Here is a 24,017-nt window from a genome sequence, read left to right on the forward strand (position 1 = left end):
AGAATGCCTCCCTCGCGTGCAGCCCAGAGCCGACTCTTTCCCTGGACCAGGGATGGTCTGGGATTCCAGGAGGAGCGATGCCAAAGAAGAAGGTCGTGCTGCAGTCGGTTTTGCCGCAGACGCTTGGTATCGAATGCGCCCCGCTGCCGTGCATGGCTCTCACCATCGAAGAGGCGGGGGAGGTTTTGAGGTTGAGTCGGTGCACGGTCCTGGCCCTGATCGCAGAGGAAAAGCTGCGCGTTGTCCGGATCGGCCGCCGTGTCATCGTTCCAATCCGGGCCATCGAGGAATTTTTGAACCCCGCGGTGTGAGCAGCATCCTTGCGATCCCGCGCCAAATGGAGCCACCCTTTGTGGTGGCCTTTTTGTTGGCAAATTCCAGCATGGGGGCCCCTTTGAAGGCAACTTACCCAGGGAAGAGTCGGCTTGCCGTATCCTGGTGGTCCAAGTGAAGGGTCTGTGGTAGTCGGTAGGCATCTAGGGGGATCGATTGTAATCTCTTCGCAAATTTTGAGGAAAATTTGAGGAAATCGCTGAATGTGAATTCTAAAAATTGGAAATAATAAATATGATGATTGGATTACGCCCCCGCCTCGGGGCGTTTCACTGTACGGATTTGAGTAACATGCCCTAACATGCACATTGATAAGATAGGGCTTATCTCTGTGTGGTTGCAGGGTTGACCACCCTGGACCAGGGTGTTTCCCCCGTGTTTGTCATCTTTTTGGCATCCAAGGAAGGGGAGGCAACCATGAGCAGGACCAAGCTGAGTGGACTGGGTACCCGGACGGACCGGCTCCCGCTTAAACCTCGGAATAGCCCCTACTGGCTGGTGATGGAAATGGGCCGGGCCCTGGGCTACCGCAAGGGCACCAACGGCGGCACCTGGGTCGCACGGTTCCACGATCCTTGCGCACCAAGGCTCTTCAAGCCGCTGGGGGCGGCCGACGACATTACGGATGCCGACGGTGTGATGGTCCTGTCCTGTGCCCAAGCCCAGGAGAAGGCACGGGAATGGTTCCGGACCGCCTACTCCCAGGTCACGGGGGAGCGGGTGCAGGTCGGAGTTTATACCGTGAAGGACGCCGTAGAGGGCTACCTGGCGGACCGGGAGCGTCACGGCATGGCCACCCTTGACCTTGCTCCGAGAGCAAAGTGACAACGCCCTTGCACGGGAGTGGCGCCTCGGCCTGGAAGGGGCGGCGATTCGGCTTTCTGATGAGCGGTTCCTGCCGGACCGTGAATTCCTCGCCTGGCACCTCCAGGCCATCTTCCAGGCCGGCTGAGGTTCACGACACCATCAATCCATGTTCGGAATTTCTAGTGCTCGATAAACGTGAGCACAAATTGATTCAGAACGGCGCCGCCACATCGGCCTCCGATGTTAATCTAATCGAATCATCCCCAAAAGATCCGTAGTCGCGTGAATGAGGTGCTCATGCCATTCGATTTCCAGCGTCAAGCGAGAAGCTATCATCAGATTGAGCACGGCTCGCGGTACCCTCGTTACCAGGCATGGGAATTCCTGTGGGAACACCTCCAGGGAATGGGATCCTTTAGAAAGGCCGCTTCGCCGGAAAACATCGAACAAACGGCGCTTCACCTCGGGTTCTTCCTGGCGAACTGGGGAATGTTACGGGCCTCCTCCAATTTGCCCAACACCAATCTTGCGTTCTTTGTCGATTTTGTTAGGCACCTTGACGAAAATATGCCGGATGATTTCTGGCAACTTAAATTCGATGAATTCAGAACGGACACTTCACGCGCGATCAAACTTTTTGACCAGGCTGTGAATGTGATCGTCAGTTTCGACGGCGGCGTCGCAGCGCGAATTTCATGGACGGAGACGCTCATTTCGAAGATCCTCCTGGGCATCTGGGGACAATGCCCAGCAATTGACCGGTTCTATAAAATTGGATTTAAGCTTTACGCCAAGGAGCAAGGCCTACGGGTCGGGCAGAATTGTGATGGCAAGTATCTAAGCCAACTGGCCAACTTGGCATTCAAAAATTCTTGGCCCCTGAGTGGGTTCTTCTCTCACAAGAAAAAGTTGAGTTACCCGTCTGGCAAGGTATTGGATATGGCGTTCTTTAACTACGGTGTGGAACACGCACCTTGAGACGATCCCGCAAGCAAAGGTTTCTTCTGCTGATACCGGGAGGGAACTGCCGACGACTTTCAACACCAGGCGGGTATTTCGAGCCCGCTGAGAACGGGGCGTTCCGGAGTTTCTGGATAATTCCCCTGTTTAAGGATTCTCTGTATCTTTGATAGTATTAATAGAACTGAAGGGGAAATGCCGATGCCGCTCAAGGGAATCCCCCAGAAATCGTTTGCCGTTCAGGTCAATGAATATCAGCCCTCACGCAAAATGCCCCGGTGCCCTCGCTCGACACCACCGTGGGTCCAGAACCTCACGGCCAATGGCACCCGGATGAACCTGGAATCTATTGTGATCCAGGCCGGTAGGCACTTTTCCGACTCCTTGCACATGGAGGTATTCAGCGGCAGTGCCACCCGGAGGCAAGAGGCAACCAAACTGGCGTGGATACTGATTTCCATGTTGGGGCCCAGGGTCGTTGACGACCGGTTGGTAGTCGAGGCATTGACGGACCCTGATGTCAGACGTTTTGCGACTGAAATCATCGGAGTTGGCGTCTCTCTTGAACTACTGAGACAGGAAGGCATCATTGACGCCAGAACGGTTCGCAAGCAATCACATCGATTCGACTTCGAAGCGAACGGATGTAACGGGGCGGGGAAAATCTTAATTGAAGCCAAGGGAACGACTAAACTTGCATCGATCGATAAGCATCGAACCTCATTCTGCGGGAAACTTAACTCACTCGGTCTTTTCAAAAGGGGTAGCAATAGGGGCTACAGCAGGGCAATCGGTATCGTCTTTTCTACCTGGACCTCGGCAGAGGACAGGAAATACGACATCGAGCTTTTGGATCCGGAATGGACACCGGAGCCCAAATTCGAGGAGGCCATCCGAAAAATCATTCAATACTATTCTCGGCGACTGGACGAAACTGCGGGCCTGATGGAAGGAGCCAAGCTTCTTTGGACCCTTTCTGAATCTGAGCGATTGTTCAATCCCGACTCTTCGCTTCATGATGTTTTTGGTCACCCGAGGCATGAGGGAAAATTTTTAAGCCCATTCCGCCGATCGAAATTTACATTCAAGGTTGGGGACATTAAGACGACGTATTGGGGATCATTCTGGGATGGGGGCGCGGTTCCCTGCCCCTTGGATTTGGATGCGCGGCTCAAGAATGAAATCCGATATGCGTACACTGGTATCGATAAAAATATTTTCAATTTTATCCGAGACCGAAAATTTGAGGAATTGTTGAATTACCACTTACGCGATCAACTGCTCCAGGTGAATAGCGAAGATGGCCTAAAGGCATTTTTTGTGACGTCATCAGATGGAGTCATTCAAGGGTGGATGAACAAGATTCCGGAAGACCTCGAATATTCCGCAACCCATGTTGCCGCCACATAAGAACTCAAGTCATGGCTCTAAAGGTGCGACTTTCCCGCCAACTGCTCACGGATTTCTGGGCCGGGGTTCCAACCTTCGGGGTCCAGGTAGAACTCCAGGCGATACTCCCTCAGACCGATACCAATCTCCCGAACGACCAGTCGGATTAGATCCTCGTCCCCGAAGCCGCCTCCGAGCTCCCCGCCAGACAGGTAGCGCCAACTGTCCCCAAATCCGGGAATCTTGTTTTTCATCTGGTAGTGATAGGGGTTGCGCTGGTCAGGGAACACGGAAGCGATCTCCTCTAAAAACCCAGATGCCCGAGAAATCGTTTCGTGGCGCCAGTATCTCCTCTCGGATTCGCGAAGCTGGCGCATCGCCGCAGCCAGAAGCACCGCCGTCTGCTGCCTGGGATCACCGACGGCACACCCTAAAAGTATCGCTGTGACTAAGGGGCCTTTTCCCCAAGTGACTTCTTCGGCCCATACCCAAGGTCAGTGGCACCCGCGCCCGGGCATGGAAAGCCTGTGGACTGCGCCCGTTCCCGTGGAAATCCCATGGACTGCGCGCCGCGCAGGTTGTGTATAAAAGCTTCTGTAAGTTAGCCCCCGCGCCATTCCAGGTGTCCGGGTAGCAAAGGGGCCACTGGCTCCAGTAGGTTTGAAGTTGCGAGCAAGCAAGCCTACGAAAGGAAGCCAATGGCCGAGTTGAAGTTTGAGGTCCCCGAGGGGACTGTGGAAGGACTGTTTTCGCAGCCAGGAGGCGAGGGCTTCCGAGTGCTGGTGGAAGCCGTGGCCCAGGCCCTGATCAACAGCCAGGCCGACGCCCATTTCGAGGCGCCCTGGAACGCCCGGGGCATGGAACGGCCTAACGGCTATCGCAATGGCTACAAGGATCGTGGCTTCCAGACCGTGGCCGGCGCCCTGGAGCTATCTGTACCGCAGGCCCGGAACGGCTCCTTCCGGCCGGCCCTATTCGAGCGCTGGCAGAGATCCGAGCGCGCCCTGCTGGCCGCTTGCGGCCAGATGGTGCTGGCCGGGGTGTCCAACCGGAACGTGAGCAGGCTGGCGGAGGAGGCCTTCGGGGCAGAGGTCAGTCCCAGCCTGGTATCCCAGATCCTAAAGGACATCGAGCCGGCCGTGGAAGCGTTTCGGACCCGGCCCTTGGGTGCCTTTCCGTATCTCCTCGTTGACGCCCGGTTCGACAAAGTCCGGGAAGGCCACCGCGTCCGCAGCCGGGCCTTCCTATGGGCTGCTGGGGTCAACGAGAAGGGGGAGCGAGAGGTCCTGGGCTGGCTGGATTGGGGCGGAGAGACCGAGGTGGCCTGGGAGGGCCTGTTCAAGGACCTGAAGGGTCGTGGCCTGCATGGGGTCGACCTGCTGGTCTCGGACGCCCACGAGGGCCTCTGCCAGGCCGCGACGAAGGCGTTTCCCGGATCGAGCTGGCAGGAGTGCCAGGCGCACTTCCTCCGCAGGTCGATCGAGCAGGTCAAGGCGGCGGACCAGAAGGCCTTCCGGGAAGACGTGAGGGCCGTGCTCCACGCCGTGGACTACGTCCGGTCGCAGGAGTTGCTCGGTCTGCTGAGGGCGCGCTGGGAGGAGAAATCGCCCAAGGCAGTGGACTACGTGGAGGAGCACCTGGACAGCCTCCAGGCCGTCCTGGCGCTACCCGAGGGCCATCATAAGCGGCTGCGGACGACCAATATGGTCGAGCGATTCAACCAGGAGCTGAAGCGAAAGAGCCGACTGGTGCGGGTTTGGCCCAATGCGGAAAGCCGGGAACGCGTCTACGGGGCGCTTCTCATGGAACAGAACGAGGCCTGGACCGGCCAGGCATGGGTGCACATGGGGGGACCGGCGTGATCTTGTTCCTATGGTCGCTCCATGCCCTGATGGCGCCGACCCATGCTCTGTGGAGCGTGCTCAGGCATGGAAAGCCTGTGGACTGCGCTTCGCGCACCGGCCCTGCGGGCCTGCCCGCACCCTTTCCACACCCTCGGGCTGCGCCTGGAGACCGCTGCGCGTTCTCCACATGCCCCACAGCGGATGGTCATCAGCAGGAATCTGATCGGTTTCGCCGGGCCGGGCGGGGTCCGCCTGCGGCTGCCCGCCCTAGACTGAGGAAATCCCTACTGGAGCGGACTTACAGAAAATTCTGGACACAACTGCCGCGCACCGGCTGGCCATGGGCAAAAGTGACCCTTTGCCAGCCTGCCCACAGGCTTGCCACTGGACCCCAGGTCGCACCGGCCCTGCGGGCCTGCCCACTGGTTTCCAGCACCCTCGATCTTCGCGGGAGGGTTGGAATCCTGAGGTCGCTTCGCGATCACCATGCAGGCCGTTTTCAAGACGCATCAGCAGCAGGAAGGTGTTCTCCAACTTGACATGTTCAGATTTTAACTTATGTTCAGCAATGGGTGAACAGATTGGTAAAACCGAACGAATCTCTCAGCGCCGAAACCCTATTGGATGGTCTCCGCCAGGACCTTCAGGGGCTTCCCCTATACCAACATGCCTATTGGGGCATGAGTGTTGAGAACCCTGAGCGGTTCGGTTTCGATGCCATTGGAAAGCTCTATCCAAAGGGCGATGAGACCCCGCTGCAATGGGGCGTGGTCATCAAGCGCAGGAACCTGGAGCCTCGCGAAGCCGAACTCCTGGGGGCACGTTTGGCCGAAGTAAAAGTTGAGCAGGGTCTCGATGGAATCATGGTGATCGCCCCCTTCGTTTCCGAGGCGGCTGCCGAGTTGCTCGCCAAGCGAGAGATCGGCTATTGGGATGCAAGTGGCAATTGCCGAATCTCATCGGGGGCTCTCTACATCGAGCGGAAGGGCTTTCCCAACCGCTATGCGCGCCAGGCATCCCAGGGCTCACCCTTTACTCGGGCAGGCAAGCGGCTGCTCCGGCCCCTTCTTGATCCCGAAGGGATCGGCCGAACCTGGACCCTGCGTGACCTGGCCAAGGCCGCGTACCCTGGCGTTAGCCTGGGGCAAGCTCATGCCCTGGCAAAGCTTTTGGAAAACCAGAACCACATCATCCGAGGCCCCGAAGGAATCCAGGTCCGGGATCCCGGCGCCCTCCTAAGGGCGTGGGCACGGGAAGCCAAGGCCCCCCGCCTCACCCAGCGCCGTTTCTACTCGCCCCTTTCCCAGGACGGTTTCCGGAAGCGCTTCGAGGAGGTGCTGCCATCCCTTCCCGACTTGAACGCCGCCCTGGCCTCCTTCACGGCCGCCAGCGAGTGGGCTCCCTTCGTGCGCCAGCACCGCAGTTTTCTGTACTGGTCGGGGGACCTCAAACCACTCCAGGATGCCTTGAGCCTTCAGGCGGTCCCGGATGGTGAAAACGTCGTCGCCACCCTTGCCCCCGATGAGGGCATCTTCTACGGAAGGAAGCTTGGCGAACCGCCCATCACCTGCGCGGTCCAGACATACATCGACTTGATGCATGCCGGCGGGCGCGGGGAAGAAGCTGCGGAGCATCTCTTCGAACGCATTCTGAAACCGAGGTACCAACCTTGAGCCCGCAACTCGGAAGTCACCAGGAGGATTACCCCCCGAGGGAAGTGGAAGCCGCACGGAGGGTCATGACCGAGCTTTGGCAGGTTCTGGGCGAGTACCGGGACGCCATGGTGCTTATTGGTGGCTGGGTTCCGGATCTGCTCCTACCCAAGGCGGTGCCGCCCCACACGGGCAGCCTGGATGTGGATGTCCTCCTGGACCCGGGGCCGCTCCGCGACGAGGACCGTTACGCTGAACTGGTGATGCTCCTGAAAGGGCGCGACTACCAGGAGACCGACAAGCCCTTCAAGCTGGCCAAGACCGTTCAGGTGGATGACGGTGAACCCATCCGCGTTGAGGTGGATTTCCTCCTTCCCAGAAAGCCCAAGACGAAACGGGGAAAAGTGATGCCCGACTTCAGGGCCATCGAGGCGGATGGGGCTCGCTTCGCCCTGGGGCACAGACAGGCGCTGACCTTCCAGGGGCGGATGCCGGATGGCCGACAGAACACCATCACGATCCAGGTTGCCTCTCTCCCGGCGTTCATCGTAATGAAGGCCTATGCCCTGGATGGTCGCGACAAGCCCAAGGATGCGTACGACCTGTATTTCTGCCTCAAGAATTCAATTGAAGGTCCGAAGGGGCTTGCCGAAATCCTTCGTGCCGATCTGAAGAACCCCGAGGTACAGCGGGCCCTGGAGATCCTAACCAGCAAGTTCAGCACCCCTGATGACTACGGGCCGAGCAGCGTGGCCATGTTCCTGGATCCGGAGGATCCGGACGAGCGCCGTTTCGTGGCTCGTGATGCGTACGCCTTGATGAAAGCCTTCCTGGAGGCCCTGGCGACGTAGAACCAGCCCTGCTCCGGTGCCATTAGCGTTGAGGTATGTAGAAACGCAGAACCGCAAAAATCTGCGCAGAAATACAGGAAGCTGGAAAACTGTGCATGAAGGTGGCTGGATGGGCTGCCACCCCCGGCTTGACGCCCATGGAATTTGCCTATCGGCATCAACGCGGTCCTTCGCCCTCTTTGAGGCTGTGTCGGCGGGATTTCAACCTAGGCTCCCGATGCTGGCCCTGCCGGCGCTGGGGACCTCCAAAGGCCAGAAAGCTAACATTCCGAGTGGTCTCAAAATGCGGGTCGGGTCAGGTTGGAGCAGGTTAGGTTCGAGGCTCCCTTTGCTCCCGCAGTGGAGATTGGTTGGCGCCTGGTTCGGCCCTTTTGGGGACAAGGGCTGGCCACGGAAGGAGCCAGGGCCGCCCTGGATTTTGCCTTCCAGACTCTGGGGCTCGAAGAGGTCGTGTCCTTCACAAGCGGGCTGAACCTTCCCTCGCGGCGGGTTATGGAACGTTTGGGAATGGCTAGGGACTTCCAGTGGGATTTCGACAACCCAAAGATTCCCGTGGGGCATCCCCTTCGTACCCATGCATTCCACGGCCTTCACGTCTAGGTGGGGTTGCCTTGAGCAAGTCCCGGGGGGAGCGTTGGCCCGCAATGCCAAGCCCCAGCTCAAAGTCCCGGGCCACGCTCAGGCCGGCCTCATCTAGACGCAGGTTCGTTTGCCCACGCCCCACCGCCCGGACAGGCCCTTCGTGAAGGCCGCGAGGGCCTCCTCGTTGATGGCGTAGTAGACCCACTTGCCGCGGCGCTGTTCGCGGACCAGGCCGGCGGCGCGCAGCTGGCCCAGGTGGTAGGCCAGCTTGGAATGGGACAGGCCGCCCATTTCGGCGGCGAGGTCGCAGGCGCAAACCCAGACGGGGGCGTCCGGATGCTGGGGGGAACAGCAGGGGCTGGAGCGGCCCGCGGCCAGCAGGTCCAGGATCTGGAGCCGGAGGGGATCCCCCAGGGCCGCCGCGATGGTCACGAGTTCTTCCATACCTAGAATCATAGGGTGGCGGAGCTACATTTCAACTTTTCTTGACATGTCAAAAAAAGTTGACATATTTGTCGGTGGAGACCTTGGCCATGGACCGAAACGATGCGAAGCCGTTCCTGGATTTCCGCTGGGGGGTGGAGCGGGAGACCCACCGGATGCTCCCGGACGGGCGGCTCAGCCCCCGGCCCCATCCGGCGGCCCTTCGGCCGGGCCCGTTCACCCGGGATTTTGCCGAAGGCATGCTGGAGATCGTCACGGCCCCCCTCCCCAGCCTGGCGGGGGTCCTGGACGAGCTGGAGCGCCTCACCGGGGAGGCCCAGGCGGCGGTCCATCCGGAACGCCTGTGGCCGTTCAGCATGCCTCCCCGCCTTCCGGAGGATGCGTCCATCCCCGTGGCGGCCCTGGACCGGAAGTCCGTCCTCTACCGCCGGGGCCTGGCGCTCCGCCACGGGAAGGCCCGCCAGATGATCTGCGGGGTGCACCTCAACACCTCCTTCGGGCCGGCCCTGGAAGGCTGGCTCTCCCGGAACGCGCCGCTGCGGGAGGGCGAGGACCATTTCCTCCTGAGGCTGGCCCGGAACCTCTACGAGGACCTGGCCTGGTTCCCCATCCTGTTCGGGGCCTCGCCGGTGGCGGGCGATGGGGGGCCCCTGGCCCTTTCCCATCGCAACGGGCCGCGGGGGTACGCCCGGGCCGGCTTCCTGCCCTTCCTGGACCTCACGTCCACCAAGGCCTACATCGAGGGCATCCGCCGGGGGCTGGGGACCGTCTCCCCGGAGTTCGCGGCCCTGGGCCTGGTGCGCGATGGCCGGGCGCTGCAGCTCAATGCCAACGTCTTCCAGACGGAAAAGGAATTCTACGCGCCCATCCGCCTGCGCCAGGCGGCCCTGGACGGGGAGCCGGGCCTCCAGGCTCTGTCCCGGCGCGGACCCGGCTACCTGGAATTGCGGTTCCTGGACGTGGACCCCTTCACGCCCGCTGGGGTTTCCATGGACGGCCTGCGGCTCACGCACCTGTTCATCCTGGACGGCCTGGCGCGGCCCACGGCGCCAAGGTCCACCGCGGCGCTGGCGGTGGACCTGGACCGGGCGGCCGCGGCCGCGCGAACCGAACCCGGCGCGCTGGACCCGGGACCCGTGGGGGCCCGACTGGACCGGCTGGAGGGCTGGGCCCGGGCGCTGGACGACCTGGAGCCCGGGGACCGCTACCTCCAGTCGCTGGACGACTACAGGGCCCGGGTGGCCAGCCCCTCGCTGCTGCCCTCGGCCCGGCTCGCGGCCGCGTTCGCGTCCTCGGGACTGGACTGGACCGCCTTCGGCCTCCACACCGCCAACGCTTTTTCGAAAGGAGTGAACCATGCCATGGACTACGCCGGGGTATGAGGAACTGGAGCTCTCCACCCAGCTCGTGATCAGGGAGGCCAGGGCGCGGGGCCACGCGGTGGAGGTGCTGGACGCGCCCGCCAACTTCATCCGCATCCGGGGCGCGGGGCGGGTGGAATACCTGCGCCAGGCCACGCGCACCTCGGCGGATACCTACGTGAGCCCCCTGATCATGGAGAACAAGAAGGTCACCAAGCGCCTCCTGGCCGAAGCCGGCATCCGGGTTCCCGGGGGCCAGGACTACGGGAGCCTGGACGCGGCCGGGGCGGACTTCCCGCGGTGGCGGTCCCGGGGCACGGTGGTGAAACCCAACACCACCAACTTCGGGATCGGGGTCTCCATGCTGCCGGCGCCGGTGTCCGAAGCCGCCTACCTGAAGGCGGTGGCGGAGGCCCTGGAGGCCGACGACACGATCCTCGTGGAGGAGCTGCTCCCGGGCCGGGAGTTCCGGTTCCTCGTCATCGGGGGCGCGGTGCGGGCCATCCTGCACCGGGTGCCGGCCCGGGTCCAGGGGGACGGTGTGCATACCGTGGCCGAGCTCGTCGCCCGGAAGAACGAGGACCCGCTGCGCGGCAAGGGCTACCGGAGCCCCCTGGAGAAGCTCCGCATGGGGCCGGAGGAGGCGGCGCACCTGGGCCTGGCCGGGCTCACCTTTGCGTCCGTGCCGGAGGCGGGGCGGGAGGTGGCCCTGAGGCCCAATTCCAATATCAGCACCGGCGGGGACAGCCTGGATTTCACGGACCGGGTGCACCCCGGCTATGGCGAACTGGCGGTGGCCGCGGCCGCGGCCGTGGGGGCCCGCATCTGCGGCGTGGACATGCTGATCGAGGACGTGGACCGGGAACCCGACGCCGCCAACTACGGCGTCATCGAACTGAATTTCAACCCGGCCCTGCACATCCACGACTACCCGTACCAGGGCGAGAACCGCCACGTGGAGCGGCACGTCCTGGACCTCCTGGAGCTGTGGCCATGCTGATCCTCGACGGCCTCGCCAAGACCTACCGGGGCGCCCCCAGGCCGGCCCTGGACGCCGTGGACCTGGCCGTGGGGCCCGGGTCCTTCCTGGCCCTCCTGGGACCCAATGGCGCGGGCAAATCCACCCTGATCAACATCCTTTCCGGGCGCTGCCGGCAGGACCGCGGCGACGTGCGCGTCGCCGGCCAGCCCCTGGCCGCCTCCAACCCGGCCCTGCGCGCCCTCATCGGGATCGTGCCCCAGGAGATCCGCTTCGATTACGTCTTCACCGTCGAGGAGATCCTCCGCATGGAGCGGGGCTTCTACGGCCTGCGCGCCGACGAGGCCCACCTGGCTTACCTCCTGGAGCGCCTTTCCCTGGCCCCCAAGCGGCGGGAGAAGGTCCGGAGCCTGTCGGGGGGCATGCAGCGGCGCCTCATGATCGCCCGCGCCCTGGTGCACCGGCCGCGGCTGCTGCTCCTGGACGAGCCCACCGCGGGCGTGGACCTGAACCTCCGGCACGACCTGTACGGTTTCCTGCGCGAATTGAACGGGGACGGGCTGACCATCCTCCTCACCACCCACCACCTGGAGGAGGCCGAGGAACTCTGCGGGCGGATCGTGGTGCTGGACGAGGGCCGCATCGTGGCCGACCGGGACCGGGAGGCCTTCCTGGCCATGGCCGGGGATCACCTCACCCTGGACATGCGCACCCAGGGGCAGGCCCGGATCCGGGGCCTGTTCGAGGGCAAGGGCGTGGTGACCGAGGCCGGGGCCGGGCTGCGGGTGGTGTTCCCCCGCGCCGGCCGCGAGCCGGTCCTGGCGGCCCTCGCCGAGGCCTCGCCCCTGGTGGAATCCTTCCAGATCCTCCGGCCCCGGCTGGAGGACGTCTTCCTGGAACTCACCCGGAAGGAGCCCGGCCTTGCCTAGCCCCTGGATCGCCTTTCGCACGCTTTTCCAGCGCGAAGTGATGCGCTACCTGAAACTGGCGGTGCAGACCCTGGTGGCGCCGTTCCTGTCCAATCTGCTCTTCCTCAGCATCTTCGGGGGGCTCATGGCCTCGCGGAGCAGCGGTCCCGGAGGGGGGCCCTACGTGCGCTTCCTGGTGCCGGGGCTGGTGGTCATGGGGACGTTCCTGTCGGCCTTCCAGAATCCGCTCTTCTCGCTGGTGGCCATGAAGTACCAGAACACGCTCCAGGACCTCGGCCAGTACCCGCTGTCCACCGCGTCGAAGTTCGGCGCCTTTGCCCTCGCCGGGGCCCTGCGGGGCTTCCTGGTGGGCGTCATGACCTTCGCCGCGGCGGGCCTGTTCGCGGGCTACCACCTGGGCCACCCGGTCCTCTTCTGGGCCTTCCTGGCCATCACGTCCTTCGTGGCCGCCTCCGGGGGCATCGTGGCCGGACTGTTCCTGGATTCCTTCGAGAAGACCAATTTCCTCGTGGCCCTGGTCCTCACGCCGGCGATGTTCCTGGCGGGGGTCTTCCAGGCCCCGGGCACCTCCCCCTGGCTGGATCTCATCGCAAGATTCAACCCCCTGGCCGGGCTGGTGGGGCAGGGCCGGGGGCTCTTCCTGGGAACCGGGGGGCCGGAGCCCGTCACGGTGCTGCTGGGCGCCGCCTTCGGCGTGGCGTCCGTGGCCATGGCCGTGTGGGCGGTGGACGCGCGCAAGGGCATGAGCGTGGAATAGGGGGTGTCGGCAAATCCAGGTGCCTTTGAACCGTGATGAAGGGGCTCTTCCAGGTTGAGGGGATCCCCGTTCATCCCATTGATCGGCGTTCATCCCGGTTTCCGCAGGGCTGCCGCCGAGGTGGGTCGGAGCGCACGTTACTCGACGTCCATGGACCCATAGTTGGCGACAACTCCCGGCGACGATTAAACGGGGATAAACAGGATTCAGGGGGAAAAGCAGGATAAAGAACGCCTGGCGGACCCGGATTCCCGTTTTCCTCGCCAGTTCAACGTGCCGGGGCCGCCTCCAACAGAAGGTGCCCCTGGAAGGCCAGGGGGAGCCGGGCGGTGGGGCCCGTCACCTGGCCCAAGTCGCGGCCGTGCTCATAGTCGGTGATCCGGTACGTCCTGGCTTCCAGGCCGCGCAGTTCCACGGAGCCGTCCCAGGTGGTCGCGAAGAAGCCGTAGTACAGGGAGTCCCCCTTGCGGATGGCATGGGCTTCGGGGAGGTCGAAGCCGAGGTCGTAGAGGGAGCCCAGGTACTCGCCCCTGGACAGCATGAGGCGGGAGTAGAGGCCCACCCACTTCTCGAAATCCACGGCCCTGGCGGGAGTGAGATCCGAGGTGCTGCGCTTGGGGGCCAGGGCCGGCAGCACGAACTGGGAGCCCACCACGCCGCCCACGGCCAGGGTGGACGCGAAATCGGAGGCGTGGTCGCTGAGTTCCACGTGGTCGCCGAAGTAGGCGACGCCGTCGCCCATGAGGGCCTTCAGGACTTTGCCCTTGGTGCGCACCTGGTAGGAGTCGTGGGGGTCCGAGGCCACGGCCATGTTGTAAGCGGGCATGGTGTGGAAGGCGTACGACGTGCCGCAGGGGCAGAACTCCACCAGGGCGTCGGGCTTCAGGGCCCGGGCGGTGTCGGCGATCATTTGGATGTAGGCGGGCAGGGCCCGGGGGGCGTCGTCGGGGCTGGCGTGGTGGTGGGCGGGGTTGTGGCAGGGGGGGACGCCGTTGAGGTACTGGCCGTCCAGCTTCAGGCCGTCGAAGCCCCATTCGCCCACCAGCTTCTTCACCAGGGCGCGGGTCTGTTCGATGACGGCGGGGTCGGCGGGGCAGAGGTAGAAGGTGGGCCACCAGGAGATCTTCCGGCGGGAGCCGTCCGGGTTCAGCAGGGCTTCGCCGGGGTGCTCGCGCATGAGCGCGCTGCCCCGCTGGCCCATGAGGGGCGCCCACCACACCTGGGCCCGGAAGCCGTCGGCGTGGATCCGGTCCACGATCTTCTTCATGTCGGCGTCGCCGCCGGGGAACTTCTTCGGGTCCAGGAGCCAGTCGGCGTAGTTGTCCTGCCAGCCGTCATCCACGGTGACCCACTTGAAGCCCAGGCGCTTGGCGGTGGGCAGCGTGCCGTAGATCTGGGCGGGAGTCATGGCGCGGCCGTAGCCCCAGGCGCACCACATGGGCTCGAAGGCGCTGTCCGGCGCCTGGGCCATGGTGAGGCCCTGGAGGCCCATGAGGCGGCGGTACGACACGAGGGTGTCGAAGCAGTCCCCGCGGTGCACCGAAACGAAGGTGCGGGGTCCGCGCAGGGTCGCTCCGGGCGCCAGGGATCCGGCCCGGTCCAGGCGGATGCCCACCTGGACCCGCCCGTCCCGGCCCATGGCCACGGGCAGGGACACCGCCTCGGGGGCGGTGCCCAGGTGGCCGACGCCCAGGCCCACCCGGCGGTTCCACACGTCCACCACGGGGGTGCCGCCCCCGTAGTCCGGGGCGTTCATGCCCAGGAAGTTCCGCTGGCGGAAGCCGGGGCGCAGGGGCAGGATCCAGTTGGGGCGGCTGGCGTAGGAGCCGCACTGATAGGACCACCACGCCGGGGCGGGCCCGGCGGCGTCCAGGGTGTAGGCGTTGCGGATCCAGCCCCGGTGGGCCAGGGGGGTGGCGCCGCCGTTGGCGTAGTCCACGTCGAAGAAGGCCAGGGCGGGCCAGGCGGGATACACGGTGACCGCGATGGTGGTGCGGAGGGGACCGGAGGCGCCCTCTAGCACCAGGCGTTCGCCCTTCCCGAAGACGTCGGCCACGGGTTCGGTGCGGCTGGAGACCAGGTGGAAGGCGGTGCGGATTCCGGCGAGGCCCTGGGCGGCGGTGAAGGGCCCCAGGGGCGTCTCCCGGTCCCCGTCCCGGGCGATGATCCGGCTGCGGAGCTGGCCGTCGAATTCCACCCGAAGGCGCGGGGTCTGGATCCGCGCGGGGGCCTGGGCGAACGCGGCGGCCGCGGCGAGGAGGGCGATGGGGAGGATGCGGGAGAACGCCACGTCAGGGCCTTTCCACGCGCTTCATGAGGGCCAGGGCGTTGTCCCGGTACAGCTTCCGGAGGATGCCGGCGTCCAGTCCCAGGCCGTACAGGGGCCAGTGGTAGCCGAACTGGTCCACCTCGTAGAAGTGCTCGTCCTGGGTTTCCAGGATGCGGAAGGTGATGCCGTACATCCCGGCGTCCATGCCCATGTCGGTGCCGTACAGCAGGCGGTCCTGGTACTTCGCGATGAATTTCGCGGTGGCCCGGGGCACGGGGGAGGTCTCGGCGTAGCGGGCGCTGATGTCGGCGTAGAGGTTGGGGTGGCGGTCCAGCATGGACCCCAGGAGGGCCAGGTCGCTGCTGCAGTTGGCGAAGTGGCAGGCGATGAAGGTGGTCCGGGGGTGGCGCGCCGCGGCCCGGTCCAGGGTGGCCACCACGGCGTCGTGGCGGAGGATGGAGGGCGAATCGGCGATCTTCCAGGTGAAGGCGTTCATGAGGCCGTCGTTGGTGCGGTCCGCGGGCTCGTACATCCACTGGTCCTCCCCTACGTGGATGTTGAAGGGCAGGCCCAGGTCGGCGCAGTCCTCCAGGATGGGGTCCATGCGGGGATCGTCCAGGTGCATGCCGCCCTTGTTCCCGGCGAGGCCGCCGCCCTTGTCCGTGATCTCGCCCACGCCCTTGGCTCCGGCCCGGTGGCACCGCCGCAGTTCGGCCACGGCGGCCGCGGCGAAGCCGGGCTGGTCGAAGCCGGAGAGGTCGAGGCCGCACCAGAGCTGGAAGTGGCGGGGGAATTTCCCGTAGCGCTTCACGGCCTCGTCGAAGCCCTTGCCCGGTTCGGTGACCAGCACCACGGTGCGCTCGATGCCGCACCGGTCCATGGTGGCGGCCCATTCCGCGGCCTGGGCGTCGGTTTCCGCGTAGGCGTGGGAATGCATGTCCACCACCGGGAACATGGCCTTTTCCACCCGGGTGACGGGCACCTTGTAGATGGAGCGGGGGCGGTAGTCCTTGAGGAGGAGCTGGTCGGGGGCCTGGGCCGCCAGGGTGGAGGCCAGGGCGAGGAGGAGGGCGGTGGGGTTCAAGGGGCGACCTCGAGGAGAAGGTGATCGGTGAAGGCGACGGGAAGGCGGGGCGCCCTTCCGGCCGGGACGGTGACGGGGCCCAGGTCCCGCCCTTCGGCGTAGTCCCGCACCCGGTAGGTGCCGGGCTGCAGGCCGCGAAGCTCCACGTCCCCCTTCCAGGGCCCCGGAGCGTAGAAGGCGTAGTGCAGGATGCCGTCCTTGGCCACGGCGTAGCCTTCGGGCGCGTCCACGCCCAGGGTGTAGAGGTTCAGGAAGGTTCCGCTGGAAAGGCGCTTGCGGTCGTAGAGGGCGAGCCATTTCCGCCACACCTCCTCCCGGGCGGGGGTGAGGTCCACGGGGCCCGAGGCGGGCACGGCGCCCGTGGGGGGCCACACGAACTTGGTGCTGACCACGCCCCCGGCGCCCAGGGTGGACGCGAAGTCCTCCCCGGTCTCGAACCAGTCGGGGTGCCCTTCCCGGGTCATGGCGCTGAGCTCCACGTGGTCGCCGGACACGGCGGCCCCGGGCCCCAGGAGGGCCTTGAGGATCTTGATGCGCCGGCGCACCTGCGCGGCGCCCACGGGGTCGGCGGTGACGCCCTGGTCCATCCACGGGAGCCAGTCCGCGGAGGGCAGGGTGCCGCAGGGGCAGATCTGGATCACGGCCTCCGGCTTCAGGGCGTGGGTGGCCTCCAGGATCTCGCGGTAGAGGCCGGCAACGGCCCGGGTTGATTCGTCCGGGGAGGCGTGGCGGTGCAGGGGGTTGTGGCAGGGGGGGATGGCGAAGATGTTGTCCATCTTGAAGCCGTCGAAGCCGTAGTCGCGGATGAACCGCACGGCCATGTCCCGGAAATACGCCCGCACGTCGGGCAGGGCCGGATCCAGGACGGCCAGGGACCGCACCATGGTGGCGGGGCGGCCCGAGGGGTCCAGCACGAGCCATTCGGGGTGGTCGCGCACCACGTCGGACTGGCGGTAGCGGTGGGACTCGCCCTTGCCGTTGGCGATCTCGGCGCCGATGGGCAGCCACCACAATTGCACCTTCACGCCGGCCGCGTGGAACCGGTCCACCATGGCCTTCAGGGCGTCGCCGGGGAAGGTGTCCGGGCGGGGCTTCCAGTCGCCGTAGGCGTCGAACCAGCGGTCGTCGAGGGTGGCCCAGGCCAGGCCCAGGTCCTTGAGCTTGGGCAGGACCCCCAGCATCCGCGCGGGGGTGATGTCGAAGCCGTAGCCCCAGCTGCACCAGGTGGCTTCGAAGGCGGAGGCGGGGGGAACCCGGGGGCGCCAGCCCTGGGCGCCCATGAGGGTGGACCAGAGGCGCAGGGGTTCGTAGAAGTCCCCGCCGTGCACGGAGAGGTACCCGCGCGGGGAGGTCCAGGTTTCCCGGGGGGCCAGGGTCCGCGCGGGGAAGGTGAGGGAGGCTTCCACGGCGCCGTCGGCGGCCACGTCCACGGGCAGGGCGCAGGCCGCGGTGGACAGGGCGCCCAGGGACGCGCAGGTGGCGGCGTTCCAGAAGGCGGTGACGGGGATGCCCCCGCCCAGGCCATCGGGGTTCATGGCGCCCATGCGGTTGGGACGGGCGCCGGGGCGGGGCTCCAGCACCTCGTCCTCGCCCCAGCCCACGCTGGCCCCCTGGAAGCTGTTCAGGCGGCCCGGGGCCAGGTTCACGCCGAGGACCCGCACCTCGCCCAGGGGCAGGGGCCGGTCCTGGGGGTTGGTGACGCGGATGGAGGCGAAGAGGGCCTCGGGGGTCTCCGGGCGCACCTCCAGCACCAGGGTGCGCACCAGGGGGCCCCGGTCCAGGAAGGGCACCTCGGCCCGGCGGGGGCCGGCCTTGGCCCGGCGCAGATCCAGCACCGGAGCCCCGTCCCGGGCGCCGGGCAGGTCCAGGGTGAGGCGGCGGCCCCCCTGGAGCCGCGCCGCCAGGACCCGGCCCGAGGCCAGCACCTGGAATTCCGCGCGGGGGGTGGCCAGCTTGAGGGGCGCGGCCCAGGCCGCGGCGCAGGCCAGGACCAGGAGGCTGGGCCCGAAGGCCGGGATGCGCATGGGTTCCTCCGGAATCAGGCCTGGGCCGGCGTTTCGTCCTCCATGCCCATGAGCAGGGTGGCCAGGACGGCCGCGACCATGCCCAGGGCGTGGGGGGCCAGGGGCAGGGTGCGGAACAGGATCAGGGAAAGGATGATGGTCACCACCGGACCCCCGGCGTTGACCAGGGGGGAGACGATGATGGCCCGGCCGTAGCGGAAGGCGTACACCAGGAGCAGGGCGCCCACGGCGTTGAGCACCTGGATGAGGGCCGCCATCCAAGGGCCGCGGAAGCCCCAGGTGATGGGACGGCTGAAATCGGTCATGAACCAGGCCGCGGGGATCAGCAGCAGGCCCGTGAGGGTCATGTAGAAGAAGATGCTCTCGGCGCGCATGGACTTGTTGCCGTGGGAGATGACGAAGCCCTGCAGGCCCCAGGCCAGGAACACCACCAGGGCCGGGCCCACCCACAGGAGGCCGTGGACGGCGCCGGAGCCGGGGGGGGTGTAGGCCAGCAGGATGCCCGCCACCAGGGCCAGGGCGATGCCCGCCCAGCCCCGGGCCGAGGCCCGCTCCCGGGAGACCGCCAGGGCCAGGAGGATGGTCACCAGGGGCGACAGGGCGATGAAGGGGAACACCAGGTACGCGGGGGCGATGCGCAGCACCAGGAACAGCACCAGCTGCCCCCCGGCGCCCAGGAACCCCGCGAGGCATCCGTAGAGCACCGACCTGCGGTCCGTCTCCACCTGCCAGCCCACCCGGGCCAGGGCCACCATGCAGGGGGGGATCATGGTGATGGCCCAGACGATGTAGCCCAGGGTCGCGGGGAAGCCCGCCGCGGCGGGGACGTCGATGAGGGCCCCCCAGAGGCCCCAGGCCAGGACGGTGATGAGGGTGAACAGGAACCAGGGCTGCTTCAGCATGGGGATCCTTGGGATTCGGCGCGGCAGGCGGCGGCGTAATGCCCCAGCACCCGGCGCACGGCATGGACGGCCACGGCCCGGCCCGAGGGCGGCAGGAGCCCTTCCCGCACGGCCTCGTAGGCCAGGGGGCGGTACTGGCTGAGGAGGCCCAGGGGCAGGGGGCCCGCGGTGAGTTCGAACAGCCGCTCCACTTCCGCCACCACCTCGGGATCGGTCCAGTAGTAGCGGGAGCGGTCGCTGAGGCTGAAGCGCCGGGCGAAGGCCAGTTCGCTCTCCCGGCCGTGGTAGTGGTTCTTCCAGTGGATGGGATTGCGGAGCATGACCGCCTCCAGCACCTCGGCCAGGCGGGGCCGGAGGCGCGCGGGGTCGAGGCCGTGGAGTTCCAGGGCGATGGCCTCCAGGGAGAAGAGGGCCTCCCGGAAGGCGTAGGTGAGCCAGGGGCCCACCTTCAGGATGGCGAAGCGGTCCTCCACCAGCTGGCGCAGGGCTTCGGGGGTCTGGTAGTCGGTGGAGTGGGCCTCGTACATCCAGGGCGCCCGGGACGCGATGGCCGCCACCAGGGGCGCGGCGGCCTCCCGGCGGTAGGCGTGGATCTCGGCCTGGCTGAATTCCACGCCGGGCTGGACCACCAGGGCGATGACCCGGTCCCAGGCGGAGGCCAGGCCCAGGCGCCCGAAGGCGGCCCGGGTGATGTCGAGGGTCTCCGCCACGTCCCCGGCGGAGGTGGGGCGCACGCCGGGTTCGCCGTCCTGGGCGCCGCCCGGAGGCGGCACTTCGGTGCCGATGACGTACACCGGGGCCGGGCCTCCTCCGCGCCGGGCGAAGGCCGCCTCGGCCCGGAGGCAGAGGGCCGCGGCGCGCCGGGCCACGGTTTCGCCGGGAAGGTCGGCGGGGTCGCCGGCGCAGGCCATGCTGGCGTCCAGGTGGATCTTCTGGAACCCGGCGGCCACGTAGGCTTCCACCAGGTCGCCGGCCTTGGCCAGGGCGGCCTCCGCGGGTTCGGCCCGCCAGGGATTGGGGCCCAGGTGGTCGCCGCCCAGGATGATCCGCCCGGGGTCGAAGCCGGTATCCCGGGCCAGGTCCCCCACGAAGGCGGCGAAGGCCGCGGGGGTCATGCCGGTGTACCCGCCGAACTGGTCCACCTGGTTGCAGGTGGCCTCGATGAGCACGGGGGCCCCGTCCGCCGCGCCCTGGTCCAGGGCGGCGCGCAGGACCATGGGATGGGCGGAGCACACCGCGTACACGCCGCGCACGCGGCCTTCCCGGCGGTCCCGCCTCAGGCTCAGGAGATCAGGCATGGCCGCCTTCCGTCATGAGCATCCGCAGCTTCTGGGCGATGAGTTCCTTCACGTCGCGGATGGCGGGGGGGAAGATGGCGCGGATATCGATGCCGCTGGAGGCCAGCAGCTCGCGCTTGATGCCGCGCACGAAGGCGTCCTTGGTCTCGGTGGCCACGTTGACCTTGCAGATGCCCCGGGCCACCACGGCCCGGATGGAGGCCTCGCCCACGCCGGAGCCGCCGTGGAGCACCAGGGGGACGCTCGTGAGCCTGCGGATCGCCTCCAGCCGCTCCAGGTCCAGGCGGGGTTCGGCCTTGTAGAAGCCGTGGGCGGTGCCGATGGAGACGGCCAGGGCGTCCACGCCGGTGGCCTCCACGAAGCGCGCGGCCTGGACGGGATCGGTGAGGCCGGCGGGATCGGCCTCCTGGCCCAGCTTGGCCACGAAGCCCAGTTCGGCCTCCACGTTGGCCCCGGTGGCCCGGGCCAGGGCCACGGCCCGGCGGGTGGCCTCGATGTTCCGGTCCAGGTCCTGCTCACTGGCGTCGATCATCACGGAATCGAAGCCGGCGTCGATGCAGTCCGCCACCAGGTCCAGGCCGAGGGCATGGTCCAGGTGGATCCAGCCCTCCACGCCGTGGTGGCGCAGCCCGGCCCGGCCCATGGCCAGGGCCACGGGCAGGCCCAGGTAGTCGATGGAGCTCCGGGTCATCTGGAGGATGATGGGCTGCCCCAGATCGGACGCGGCTTCCAGCACCCCTCGCAGGGTCTCGGCGTTGTAGAAGTTGGTGGCGAGGAGGGCCGACCTGCGGTCCCTCATCTCCAGGAGTTTCTCCTTGAGGCTAGGCATGGAAGCGCTCCCTGGCGATGGCCATGACCGCGGCCAGGTCCTGGAAGGCGCCGGTGCCTCCGGCGGCGGTGGTGTTCACGGCGCCCATGAGGCACCCGAAGCGCAGGCACGCCTCCACGGGTTCTCCGGCGATGAACCGGGAGATGAACCCGGCGTCGAAGCTGTCCCCGGCGCCGATGGCGTCCACCACGCGGTCGTTGAGGAAGGAGGGCTGGAAGAAGGTGCCCTCGCCGGTGGCCGCCGTGGCGCCCGCGCAGCCCTGCTTCACCACGATGGTGCGGGCATGGGGCCGCAGGGCGTCCAGGGCTTCGGGGACGGTGGCCCTGCGGGTGAGGTGGAGGATCTCCTGCTCGTTGGGGAGGAAGACGTCCACGGAGGGGAGGATGGCCGGCAGGTCCAGGTCCCAGGCCTCGGCGGGGTCCCACTGGGGATCGAAGGAGGTGGTCAGCCCGCAGGCCTTGGCCCGGCGGAAAAGCGCCGCGATGTCCGGGAACATCCCGGGCTGCAGGAAGGCCGAGGCGAAGTGCAGGTGCCCGGCGGTGGCCAGGCGCTCCTTGGAGGCGTCGGCCAGGGTGAGGTGGGCCATGGCCCCCATGTGGGTGGCCATGGCCCGGTCCTCGCCCCGGTTCAGGACGACGGTGGCGCCGGTGGCGTGGGAGGGGGTGCGCAGGATCGGGCCGGTGTCCACGCCCTTGGCCCGCAGGCGCTCCACGGCCAGGTCCCCGAAGAGGTCCTCGCCCACCAGGCCCAGGAAGGCCACCCGCGCGCCCAGGGTGCTGAGGTTGCTGGCGAAGATGGCGGAGGAGCTGCCCAGGGTCAGCGTCATGGCCTCGGCCAGGACCTCCTTGCCGACCTCCGGCATGCGGGCCAGGCCGTTGAGGATCAGGTCGACGTTCAGCTCGCCCACGACGAGCACGTCCGTGGTCCGGGTCATGGGCGGGTCCTTTCCGGGGCGGGGTAGATCGTCACGCCCCGCACCACCCGGGAGATGCTCCCGGCCGGGGAGGGCGAATCGGGGCGCAGCCCCAGCGCGATGGCCTTGTGGACGCCCAGGATCTGGGCGGCCAGGACGGCGCAGATGGCCCGCTCCTCGTCGTCCATGGGGCCCGGAAGGGGGATGGTGGCCTCCATGGGAGAAGGGGCGCGGAGGCCCTCGCCCACGCCCAGGTGGAACAGCCCCTGGACGCCGCCCCGGATCTCGCCCACCAGATCCTCCTCGTAGGCCCTGAGGCCGGCCCGCCCCGAAAAGAGGAACACGAGGAGGGTCGACTCATTTATGGCAGCCTTGGGTCCGTGGCGGAACCCCAGGAAGGAGTCGTAGGCGCAGATCACCGAACCGTTGCTCAGCTCCTGCAGCTTGAGGTGGCTTTCCCGGGCCGCGGCCTTCAGGGCGCCGGCGCCCAGGAAGATCGCCCGGGTGAAGGGCAGGGAGCCCAGTTCCCGGAACCGGTCGCCCTGGGTGGCCAGGATCTCCGCGGCGGCGGCCGCGAGGCGCTCCACCCGGGCCTTGGCGGCGTCCAGGCACTCCAGGTCCGCCAGGAGCAGGCCCGCCAGGGCCATGCCCGTGAAGCTCCCGGTCATGGCCAGGCCCTGGTCGTCGGATTCCGGGGGCAGGACGAAGACCGCCCGGGGATTGGGGGTGGGATGCCGGGCCAGCTCCCCCTCGGGGTTGCAGGTGATGACGAGGTGCCTCAGGTCCCCCAGGCGCGCGTCCGCGCAATCCACGGCGGCCACGCTCTCGGGGCTGTTGCCGGAACGGGCGAAGGAGATGAGCAGGGTGGGCACGTCCCGGGGGAAGGCCTCCTCGGGGTTGGTGACGATGTCGGTGGTGGCCACGGCGCGCACGGGGCGGCCGGTGCGCAGGGCGTAGCGCCCCTGGAGCAGCTCGCCGATGTACGCGGAGGACCCGGCCCCGGTGAGGACGATCTCCCGGTCCGGGCCCAGGGCGGCCGGGGCCAGGAAGGGGAGCAGGTTGTGCCGCTCCCCCCGGAGGGCGGTCCAGATCCCGCGCCAGAGGGCGGGCTGCCCGAGGATCTCGGGGATGGTGTGGACGGCGCCCAGCGTGGCCAGGGCCGCCGTGTCGAATTCGGAAAAAACTGCGCTCATGCCGGAAGGCTCCCTTGGATGGATGGATCAGAACCGGTAGGTGGCCATGAGGCTGAAGTACGCGGGACGGCTCGGATTGGTCGTGGCGAGGTCGATGTTGGGATTGGACCGCCACTCGGTGAACGTGTAGAACAGGGTGGCGGACCAGTCCTTCGTGACGTCGTAGCCCAGGCCCAGGCGCCATCCGGCCTTCAGGTGGTTGTCTGCGGGGTAGAGGCTGGGATCTCCCCCCCGCTGGGTGCCCTTCCACACGTTGACGGAGGGCCCGGTGTGGAGGCTCAGGGGGACGCCCTCCCAGGGGCGGAAGACCAGGTCCGCGCCCAGGCGGGTGCCGCTCAGTTCGAAGGTGGGCCGCTCATCGGTGCCGGTGGCGGAGGGCATGTGGGCGTAGCCGGCGTACACCCGGATCTCGGGCCCGAAGCCCGGGGGGTTGAAGCGAGCCCCCAGTTCGAGGGTGTAGCCGCCGGTGGTCTTCCCAGTGAGGTCGACGGTGTTGCCCTGGTTCACGACGAGTCCGCCGGAAACCTGGTACCGGGAATCGCCGGCCACGGCGGGGGCGGCCGCGGCCAGGGCGAGGGCGCAGGAGAGGAGCGTGGGGAGGGTTTTCATGATCGTCT

At 66.9% G+C, this 24,017-nt stretch carries 22 protein-coding genes and 1 pseudogene; 12 read left to right on the top strand and 11 right to left on the bottom strand.

All coding sequences use genetic code 11. From position 1 onward, the window contains the following. Nucleotides 1–77: 77 nt before the first annotated feature. The 4 genes from R2J76_RS03770 to R2J76_RS03785 all read left to right on the top strand — a co-directional run bounded on the left by R2J76_RS03770 (nt 78) and on the right by R2J76_RS03785 (nt 3,510). Nucleotides 78–311, top strand: a complete 234-nt coding sequence (locus tag R2J76_RS03770; protein ID WP_316414451.1) for a helix-turn-helix domain-containing protein — start codon at nt 78–80, stop codon at nt 309–311. Nucleotides 312–750: 439 nt separating this feature from the next. Further along, a complete protein-coding gene (locus R2J76_RS03775; RefSeq protein WP_316414452.1) occupies nt 751–1,158 on the top strand; it encodes a hypothetical protein in 408 nt (135 codons plus the stop codon). A gap of 279 nt (nt 1,159–1,437) precedes the next feature. Next, the gene (locus R2J76_RS03780) at nt 1,438–2,118 is read left to right on the top strand and encodes a hypothetical protein (RefSeq protein WP_316414453.1); all 681 of its coding nucleotides are present in this window, start codon (nt 1,438–1,440) and stop codon (nt 2,116–2,118) included. Between the two features lie 177 nt (nt 2,119–2,295). After that, nucleotides 2,296–3,510, top strand: a complete 1,215-nt coding sequence (locus R2J76_RS03785) for a hypothetical protein (protein ID WP_316414454.1) — start codon at nt 2,296–2,298, stop codon at nt 3,508–3,510. Between the two features lie 17 nt (nt 3,511–3,527). Here R2J76_RS03785 and R2J76_RS03790 read toward each other — a convergent pair whose 3' ends face one another. Continuing rightward, nucleotides 3,528–3,884, bottom strand: a complete 357-nt coding sequence (locus R2J76_RS03790) for a hypothetical protein (protein WP_316414455.1) — start codon at nt 3,882–3,884, stop codon at nt 3,528–3,530. Nucleotides 3,885–4,265: 381 nt separating this feature from the next. Between R2J76_RS03790 and R2J76_RS03795 the strand changes: the two genes are divergently transcribed. The 4 genes and pseudogenes from R2J76_RS03795 to R2J76_RS21535 all read left to right on the top strand — a co-directional run. After that, nucleotides 4,266–5,351 carry an IS256 family transposase gene (locus R2J76_RS03795; protein WP_449405577.1) on the top strand — a complete coding sequence of 362 codons (1,086 nt, stop codon included), beginning with the start codon at nt 4,266–4,268 and terminating at the stop codon, nt 5,349–5,351. Nucleotides 5,352–6,013: 662 nt separating this feature from the next. Beyond that, nucleotides 6,014–7,006: a type IV toxin-antitoxin system AbiEi family antitoxin gene (locus R2J76_RS03800; protein ID WP_316414456.1), complete on the top strand. Its 993-nt coding sequence runs from the start codon at nt 6,014–6,016 to the stop codon at nt 7,004–7,006. 65 nt (nt 7,007–7,071) lie between these two features. Further along, entirely contained in the window at nt 7,072–7,836 is a 765-nt protein-coding gene (locus R2J76_RS03805; protein ID WP_316414457.1) for a nucleotidyl transferase AbiEii/AbiGii toxin family protein, read from the top strand. Nucleotides 7,837–8,133: 297 nt separating this feature from the next. After that, nucleotides 8,134–8,436 (top strand): annotated as a pseudogene (locus R2J76_RS21535) (GNAT family N-acetyltransferase); the annotation flags it as partial. A 93-nt stretch (nt 8,437–8,529) separates the two neighbouring features. Here the strand turns inward: R2J76_RS21535 and R2J76_RS03810 are convergent. After that, complete coding sequence (locus R2J76_RS03810; RefSeq protein WP_316414458.1) at nt 8,530–8,862, bottom strand: ArsR/SmtB family transcription factor; 333 nt, start codon at nt 8,860–8,862, stop codon at nt 8,530–8,532. Between the two features lie 89 nt (nt 8,863–8,951). On the opposite strand from R2J76_RS03810, the gene R2J76_RS03815 reads away from it, so the two are divergent. Genes R2J76_RS03815 through R2J76_RS03830 form a run of 4 tightly spaced genes read left to right on the top strand, consistent with a single transcriptional unit; the run spans nt 8,952 to nt 12,888 of the window. After that, nucleotides 8,952–10,244 (top strand): glutamate--cysteine ligase family protein, encoded by a 1,293-nt coding sequence (locus R2J76_RS03815; protein ID WP_316414459.1) that lies wholly within the window; start codon nt 8,952–8,954, stop codon nt 10,242–10,244. Further along, on the top strand, nt 10,219–11,223 hold the full coding sequence (gene gshAB / locus R2J76_RS03820) for a bifunctional glutamate--cysteine ligase GshA/glutathione synthetase GshB (protein WP_316414460.1): 1,005 nt from the start codon (nt 10,219–10,221) through the stop codon (nt 11,221–11,223). Before R2J76_RS03815 ends, gshAB begins: the two co-directional genes overlap by 26 nt. After that, on the top strand, nt 11,217–12,131 hold the full coding sequence (locus R2J76_RS03825; protein WP_316414461.1) for an ABC transporter ATP-binding protein: 915 nt from the start codon (nt 11,217–11,219) through the stop codon (nt 12,129–12,131). The genes gshAB and R2J76_RS03825 overlap by 7 nt, the downstream gene beginning before the upstream one ends. Further along, complete coding sequence (locus tag R2J76_RS03830) at nt 12,124–12,888, top strand: ABC transporter permease (protein ID WP_316414462.1); 765 nt, start codon at nt 12,124–12,126, stop codon at nt 12,886–12,888. Before R2J76_RS03825 ends, R2J76_RS03830 begins: the two co-directional genes overlap by 8 nt. A 268-nt stretch (nt 12,889–13,156) precedes the next feature. Here R2J76_RS03830 and R2J76_RS03835 read toward each other — a convergent pair whose 3' ends face one another. The 9 genes from R2J76_RS03835 to R2J76_RS03875 are packed head-to-tail and all read right to left on the bottom strand — an operon-like array spanning nt 13,157 to nt 24,009. After that, nucleotides 13,157–15,178: a glycoside hydrolase family 36 protein gene (locus tag R2J76_RS03835; protein WP_316414463.1), complete on the bottom strand. Its 2,022-nt coding sequence runs from the start codon at nt 15,176–15,178 to the stop codon at nt 13,157–13,159. A gap of 1 nt (nt 15,179) precedes the next feature. Then, nucleotides 15,180–16,241 carry an amidohydrolase family protein gene (locus R2J76_RS03840; protein WP_316414465.1) on the bottom strand — a complete coding sequence of 354 codons (1,062 nt, stop codon included), beginning with the start codon at nt 16,239–16,241 and terminating at the stop codon, nt 15,180–15,182. Continuing rightward, nucleotides 16,238–18,265 carry a glycoside hydrolase family 36 protein gene (locus tag R2J76_RS03845; protein WP_316414466.1) on the bottom strand — a complete coding sequence of 676 codons (2,028 nt, stop codon included), beginning with the start codon at nt 18,263–18,265 and terminating at the stop codon, nt 16,238–16,240. Before R2J76_RS03845 ends, R2J76_RS03840 begins: the two co-directional genes overlap by 4 nt. A gap of 14 nt (nt 18,266–18,279) precedes the next feature. Then, nucleotides 18,280–19,167 (bottom strand): DMT family transporter, encoded by an 888-nt coding sequence (locus R2J76_RS03850; RefSeq protein WP_316414467.1) that lies wholly within the window; start codon nt 19,165–19,167, stop codon nt 18,280–18,282. Then, complete coding sequence (locus R2J76_RS03855; protein WP_316414468.1) at nt 19,161–20,465, bottom strand: class II D-tagatose-bisphosphate aldolase, non-catalytic subunit; 1,305 nt, start codon at nt 20,463–20,465, stop codon at nt 19,161–19,163. The genes R2J76_RS03850 and R2J76_RS03855 overlap by 7 nt, the downstream gene beginning before the upstream one ends. Beyond that, on the bottom strand, nt 20,458–21,294 hold the full coding sequence (locus R2J76_RS03860) for a class II fructose-bisphosphate aldolase (protein WP_316414469.1): 837 nt from the start codon (nt 21,292–21,294) through the stop codon (nt 20,458–20,460). The genes R2J76_RS03855 and R2J76_RS03860 overlap by 8 nt, the downstream gene beginning before the upstream one ends. Beyond that, nucleotides 21,287–22,228: a carbohydrate kinase family protein gene (locus tag R2J76_RS03865; protein ID WP_316414470.1), complete on the bottom strand. Its 942-nt coding sequence runs from the start codon at nt 22,226–22,228 to the stop codon at nt 21,287–21,289. The genes R2J76_RS03860 and R2J76_RS03865 overlap by 8 nt, the downstream gene beginning before the upstream one ends. Further along, nucleotides 22,225–23,400 carry an SIS domain-containing protein gene (locus tag R2J76_RS03870; protein ID WP_316414473.1) on the bottom strand — a complete coding sequence of 392 codons (1,176 nt, stop codon included), beginning with the start codon at nt 23,398–23,400 and terminating at the stop codon, nt 22,225–22,227. Before R2J76_RS03870 ends, R2J76_RS03865 begins: the two co-directional genes overlap by 4 nt. A 27-nt stretch (nt 23,401–23,427) precedes the next feature. After that, on the bottom strand, nt 23,428–24,009 hold the full coding sequence (locus R2J76_RS03875; protein ID WP_316414474.1) for an outer membrane beta-barrel protein: 582 nt from the start codon (nt 24,007–24,009) through the stop codon (nt 23,428–23,430). Nucleotides 24,010–24,017 lie beyond the last annotated feature (8 nt).

This window comes from Mesoterricola silvestris, assembly GCF_030295405.1.
GTDB lineage: Bacteria > Acidobacteriota > Holophagae > Holophagales > Holophagaceae > Mesoterricola > Mesoterricola silvestris.